Genomic DNA, 6,352 nt, shown 5'->3' with positions numbered 1-6,352 from the left:
CGAACCGAGCGTTTGAGAGCCTTGATGAACTTGAGGAAGTGATAGTTGAGCGATGTCAGATCCTGTTAAAAAGACCCCACAGATCCATAAGGTTAAAGGTATAATCCAACCCAAGGTATGGAAAATAACTGACCAGGAGAACTCCTGATAATGATTATATTCCGTGGCTATTAGGATCAGAAGACCTTGTAAGATAACAGCCGCTCCCAAGGCTAACAAGAGGGGAGCGGGTTTGAGTCTCCCTTTTAACTCCCTTAATAATTGGGGATTCCATTCCCCAATTCGATTGAATACTGAATCCATATCCGAACACGCTCCTAAACGCTCTCTAGGGTTAATCTCTTTTGGTTTGAACCCTATGTACTGGTTGAATCCTAAGTGCCAAGTCTATAAGTCTATCTGTTGAAGATACCCTTCCATTATGGCTGAGAGAGTGAGCAACGGGTATAGGTATTAAGAATGGGACAATTCCCATCCACCCATCCCCTGAAAAGATTAAGATTCTAAGGCTGCCGGTTCTAGGACATGCTGAAAATGGACAACATCTTCTCTGGGGTCAGCATAGGTGACTTTAAGCTCGATATAATCGCCAGGAGCTACCGGGTTGGTAAAGCGAATGGCCATTTCTAAACCCAGCTCTTCTAATAAAACCAGGGCCAAATTGTCATTTTCCCGTAACCAGCGCAGGACTAAACCTTGCCAAACTTGATCGAGATGGCGACGCAGAAATTCCAATCCCCAATATCGGTTGGTTTGACGTTCGACCCAGTTCGCTTCTTGGGTGCTGGGAGCAATGGCAGCCATGAGTTCTTGAAGTTTGGCTTCGGAGAAGGGTAGGGGATCACCCCGCAGATGGGCTTTGAGTTGGAAGTGCGTCAGTAAGTCCATGTAGCGCCGGATGGGGGAGGTCACTTGAGTGTAAAAGTCAAGTCCGAGACTGGCGTGACGAGCGGGGGTAATGCTCATTTCACTGCGGGGCATACAACGACGTAGGGCGCAGGAGCGGACAGGTCCTGCGGGGAGTTGCATGAGTTCTTCGGCTGGGGGGAGTTCAGGTTGGGGTTGGGAACGGAAGGGAAAGGGAAGTTGATGGGTAGAACCATAACGTCCGGTGACTTCTCCAGCCAGGATCATCATTTCGGCGACGAGTTGCCGAGAGATGGCATCTTCGAGGAGGGTGATGGTTACTTCGTCGTCTTTGACTTTGATGGAGGCTTCGGGCATGGAGATGTTGATTGCGCCTTGGGCTGTGCGCCAGGTTTGCCGCAGTTTGGCGAGTTGGGCGAGGGTGGCGATTTCTGGTTCTGCGGGAACGCCCAGATGGAGCATTTCTTCTACATCGTCGTAGGTGAGGCGATAGGTGGGTTTGATCAGGGTGGCGTGGATGGTGTAGTCGGCGATCGCCCCTTCTTGATCTAAAATTACACCAAAACTGAGGGCACAGCATTCTTTCCCTTGAATTAAACTCATGGGGCCGGTAGCCAATTCTGAGGGAAACATGGAAATCATGCCCGTGGGGGTATAAATGGTAGTGCCTCGCCGTCTGGCATCTAGGTCTAGTTCATCTCCAGGGGTTAACCATCTTGTGGGATCGGCAATGTGAATCCAGACGCGAGTTTGATCGTTTTCCAGGTATTCAATGCTCAAACCATCGTCAATTTCTGTGGTACTTTCATCGTCAATGGTATAGACCTTAAGATGAGTTAGGTCTAGGCGGTTGGAGTCCGGGTCATCCGGAGCATTTTGAAGGCAACCTTGGGCCACTTCGAGTACCTTTGTTGAGAATTGAGTTGGAATTTGACTCCGCCGCAGAAATAGGTTTTCGTGGGGACTCCATAGCCCCAAGGTAACTAAGAGATCGAAGCAGGCTTGGGGAGTATCGGGACGATTGAGCGCTGTTAGGGTTTCGCCAACGATCGCCGACGGCTTAAACCCTTCTGTGCTGTTACCATGGATAGCGTATTTCTCGATCGCCTCTAAACGGGAGCGATCGCTATTTGTCCACTCTAACACTTCTCCCGCTAGGGCCCGATTGATGCGATTAAGAAAATCAATGGCTTCCTGTTGCCGTTGTTGTTGAACTTCTTTTTGGTGCTGAATTTCCGCGACTAAACTACTCGGGCGGGGTTCATAGCGATCGCCCTTTTGCTTAAAGTAAAGCTTATCTTCAACCAATAAGCAATGGGCAGCATAACACAAGGGAGGACTTTGATCGCTATAGAGTAACTGAGCTAGGTCTTCGGGGGTTACTGCTTCCCCCGCTTCTACCAACAGTTCCCAGGCTACTTCTAAGTTGGATGGGTCAAGATAGGGCCCTACTTCTTTGAGGAACCGGGGAATATCTGAGGGGGTATAAGCTTCTCCCGCCACTTCATAGGTAATCTGTTGGCGCTTAATCGTATGACTATGAGCGCCTTCGTCAATTACTACCCAATTTTTCTTTCCTTCTGGGCGATCGGCTACTGCCAGTCGCCGTTCCCCATTGAGTCTAAATTCAATTAGCCTTCCCTTCTCCACAGCACTATCCTAGGGATTGATTCACAACATCACAGCCTTAATTTACCAGTCTTTGGCAGAGTTAACTTTCCTAGTTCAGAAATTCTTCTCCGTTCGACTTTTCTCCATAGGATGTGCTGACTTTACCCATCCCGACTCCGCTGCTTAACCTTCTTGGTTGACAAAGGGTAATAGGGCAATCAGCCGCGCCCGTTTAATGGCTGCTGTTAGGGCACGTTGTTGCTTACAGGTTAGTCCCGTAATTCTACGAGGCAAAATCTTACCTCTTTCAGTGATGTATTTACGGAGTAAATCCACATCTTTGTAATCAATTTTTTCTTTGGGTTGAATGGGGGAAACCCGTTTTCTGTAGTAATTTGACATAGGTTTGATCTCGGTTGATATTCTGGGGACAATGGGCTTAATTCCAGCAACTCAAAATAAGCAACTGGAGGTTATTTAATTTCCTTGTGGGTTGTATGGGCGTTACAGTGGGGGCAGAACTTTTTCAGCTCTAATCGGCCCGTCGTGTTACGACGATTCTTCTTGGTTGTATACCGAGAGACACCTGGCGATCGCTTCGCCAAGTTACTGCGACACTCTGTACATTCTAGGGTCACAGTAATGCGGACACCTTTATTCTTAGCCATAGCTTTACGGGCGCTAAAAGTTTTTAGAGTTAATTAAACACAATTTCCTATTATCTCATACGTCTTTGTAATTGTGCAACTATTTGTTTGAGTTTCAAATCTAAAGAATAACCACGACGGGTTTGAATCATCAAAGTCCCTGCTACTTGGTCATGAAAAGCTTGTCGCCAATTGGTTTCGGCAAAGGCCCAGCCACAATCGACCCCTAGGGGTAAGATTAACAGCAGTGACCAGGCATTGGCTGGATTGAGAGCATTAAATCCGATCAGAGCCAACATTGAGGCGAGTCCGAGAACGGCTTCGCGTTTTAATAAGTCAGAAAATAGGGGAGTCCGTCCCGTTTGGTCTACCACTCGCAGATCAAAGGCATAGCGTCCCAGACTTTGCCCCTTATTTTTGAGGACAATAAAGATCCGAGCCGTAAACCAAGCTAAGAGAAACGCTAGTAAAAACAAACTCCTACCGGCGATCGCACAAAAGAGCCAAATCGTAGCCAAATCTATAGCAAACGCTGCTGTCCGTCGTGACAGAGGCGCTCTGGGAAAATAGCGATCGGGGGGGGGACTGAACATGAACAGTAGGGAGTAGGGAATGGGGAATAGGCAATAGATTAATTCTTTTGGTGGTGTGATAAGGCCTGTTCTAGGGTTGTGATTTTTTCTTCCAAATACTTATGCTGCGATCGCCGAATCAAATGCCCCTTCAACCGTACCATGACTTCTTTGATATTGAACGGTTTGGTAATATAATCAACCGCTCCCAGTTCAAAAGCTTTAACTTTATCCGCCACCTGAGCGATCGCCGTAATGAAAATCACGGGAATTTCCGCAGTTTGAGGATTGTCCTGGAGTTTTTGACACACTTCATAGCCATTCAGACCTGGCATCATCACATCTAGAAGGATCACATCAGGACAGATTTGTTCAGCTATTTCCAAAGCTTCAAGACCATTGACTGCTGCTTCTACTTGATAGCCATCATCAAGCAAAAGTTCAATCAACAAGCGCATATTAGTGGCATTATCTTCAACCACCAGGATGGTAAATTGGGATGGTTCAAACTGAATGTGCTGCATAGAACTCTTAACCAAAAATGGGATGACTCTATGGCATCTACTGCCCTATTCTTAAGGTCTACCGAAGAACAAGGCAATCGCATAAAACCCCTTTGACAATCCTATCCCGGATTCTGGCTTGTCCCGACTAAACAAGCGCCTTCCCAAATAATCCCCGTCAGATTTGCACCCTCTAACTCTGCACAAAGTAAATGGGCTTCTTTTAAGTTAGCACCAATCAAATTCGCCCCACGTAAGTCAGCTTCTTCTAAATTCGCTTGAGTTAAGCTTGCTCCTTGGAGATCGGCATAACTTAAATCAACCCCTTTAAGATTAGCATTATTCAAATTTGCACCTCGCAAGTCAGCGCCTCGCAAATCTGCACCTTGTAGCTTAACCCCGATTAGGTTAGCTCCACTGAGAAATGCCCCCGCTAAGGAAGCTTGGGTTAAAGTCGCACTCATCAAGTTAGCCCCTCTCAGGTTACTCCCTCGTAAATCAGCTTGAGTTAAATCTGCTTGCATTAAGTTTGATCCGAGTAAATTACCCCGCAGATCAGCCCCAATCAGTTGGGCTGCCATCAGATTTGCACCGTCGAGTCGGGTTCCTTTGAGATTAGCAGAGGAAAGAATCGTTCCCACTAAGTTAGCTCCCGCTAAATTAGCATTCGGGAGTTGGACTTCAGTCAGGTCTTCATCTTCTAAGTTTACCCCTGGAAGGTGTTTGAGATGGCCAGCACGAAGGGCAACAAGATCTAAATCCATAGTATTTATTCGATTCATCGGTAGGTTGAGTTCAGGGAAGCAAGGGGGGTGGGATTCTCATCAAGTAACCAGATGCCTGAAGCAATTTTAGGGGGCAAGTTCGAGAGTTGCAAGCCCTGTTGCATTCCTCGCACTAATAAGGTCAACGTTTCCACTAATTTGGGGTCAAATTGGGTTCCAGCCAGGTCTTGGCAATATTCTAGGGCTGCGATCTCCTCTTGGGAATTCTGACTCTGGAGTTGCTGTTCAAAGGTCGCAATCAGGCTGAGAATCCGAGATTCAATCGGAATCCGATCGTAGGCGAGACCTTCCGGTTTGCCAGAACCATCCCAATGTTCGTTTTGATGACTAATAATATGGGCGATCGCCTGAAGTTGGGGCATCATCCGCAAAATCGAAGGTTTGGGCAAGTCTGAGAGCTGTTCCTGAAGTTCTTGTTGCCGTTTGCTTTGGTAGGGATCGAGGGCTTCAGGGAGACCTTGTAAGCAGGGCAGTCTATGGAGAAAAGCCGCTAACCGTAAGCGTTTCACTTGCCACACGGGTAAATCCAGCAATTGTCCCATGACATCTGAGAGCGCTGCCACTTCTGTCGCTACATGGGGGTTGCTTAGATCGGCTTGGTCAATGACTTGAGCCATCCGCAACAAGGCTTGAATTTTATTGGAGCGCAAGTTATCCGTCAGGTCTTGAAACTGATAGAGAGGGGAATCACTATTGTAAGGGTTAAGTTGATTTTGGCAGTTTTGCAGATAGTCTACAACAGAAGAGACTACAGCATTGAGCAGATCGGCTTCTGGAGGTTTAGGGGTGATGTTTTGCAGGCGATCGCCGAGCTGTTGAGCTAATTTTGGATCGTAGGCTTGCAGATGTTCGGCCACTAACGTAACCGTTTCCTTCACTAACGTCGGTTCAAATGTCCAAAACCCATAAAATTTCCGTTCGCAATCGTTTTTTGGCCATCCTTTTACTCCATAATCAGCAGCAGATAATTCTTGGCATAAGACCATCGCCGTATAGTTGTTGGACATAATAATCAGATGCCATTCCTGACAAACTGGATCGTGGCTCTCTAGACCCACTAATTGAACATTAGGGAATTGACTGGTCGGATGTTGAGTAAATCCTGCCTCTTCAGTGGCTAAAATCACCACTTCGGAAGCTCGTTGGGCTAATTCTCGATAGCGTTCTGCTTCTTGCTCATACCATTTCCCCTGTTGGAATGCTGCAATCAATAGGGGTTGATCCTCACATTGGAGAATAAAATCTTCTAAGGCATGACACAGGGCAACCAAAGTATTTTTGTAATAGACCCCAAAGTTCAGGGGTTGGGTGTTTTGGTGGGCTGTATGCAGTTTTTGCAGGATTGAGCCAGTTAACATTGTTTTATC

The 6,352-nt window shown here is 46.9% G+C and carries 7 protein-coding genes and 1 pseudogene; all 8 read right to left on the bottom strand.

Features of this window, described 5'->3' with window-relative positions; translation table 11 throughout:
- A pseudogene (locus J7529_RS11410) lies at positions 1–303 on the bottom strand (hypothetical protein); the annotation flags it as partial.
- 192 nt (positions 304–495) lie between these two features.
- Complete coding sequence (locus tag J7529_RS11405; RefSeq protein WP_318729056.1) at positions 496–2,517, bottom strand: ribonuclease R; 2,022 nt, start codon at positions 2,515–2,517, stop codon at positions 496–498.
- A gap of 144 nt (positions 2,518–2,661) precedes the next feature.
- Entirely contained in the window at positions 2,662–2,880 is a 219-nt protein-coding gene (rpsR, locus tag J7529_RS11400) for a 30S ribosomal protein S18 (protein ID WP_271945029.1), read from the bottom strand.
- A 71-nt stretch (positions 2,881–2,951) separates the two neighbouring features.
- Positions 2,952–3,146 (bottom strand): 50S ribosomal protein L33, encoded by a 195-nt coding sequence (gene rpmG, locus J7529_RS11395; protein ID WP_271945032.1) that lies wholly within the window; start codon positions 3,144–3,146, stop codon positions 2,952–2,954.
- A gap of 50 nt (positions 3,147–3,196) precedes the next feature.
- Positions 3,197–3,718, bottom strand: a complete 522-nt coding sequence (locus tag J7529_RS11390) for an RDD family protein (protein ID WP_318729055.1) — start codon at positions 3,716–3,718, stop codon at positions 3,197–3,199.
- Positions 3,719–3,756: 38 nt separating this feature from the next.
- Complete coding sequence (locus J7529_RS11385) at positions 3,757–4,221, bottom strand: response regulator (RefSeq protein WP_318729054.1); 465 nt, start codon at positions 4,219–4,221, stop codon at positions 3,757–3,759.
- Between the two features lie 101 nt (positions 4,222–4,322).
- Positions 4,323–4,964, bottom strand: a complete 642-nt coding sequence (locus J7529_RS11380; RefSeq protein WP_271945039.1) for a pentapeptide repeat-containing protein — start codon at positions 4,962–4,964, stop codon at positions 4,323–4,325.
- A 14-nt stretch (positions 4,965–4,978) separates the two neighbouring features.
- A complete protein-coding gene (locus J7529_RS11375) occupies positions 4,979–6,343 on the bottom strand; it encodes a DICT sensory domain-containing protein (RefSeq protein WP_318729053.1) in 1,365 nt (454 codons plus the stop codon).
- Between the last annotated feature and the right edge of the window lie 9 nt (positions 6,344–6,352).

It is taken from the genome of Roseofilum sp. Guam, assembly GCF_017746735.1.
Classification (GTDB): domain Bacteria; phylum Cyanobacteriota; class Cyanobacteriia; order Cyanobacteriales; family Desertifilaceae; genus Roseofilum; species Roseofilum reptotaenium.
The sequence above is the reverse complement of the archived record's forward strand: the minus strand, read 5'-3'. Positions and strand labels throughout refer to the sequence as shown.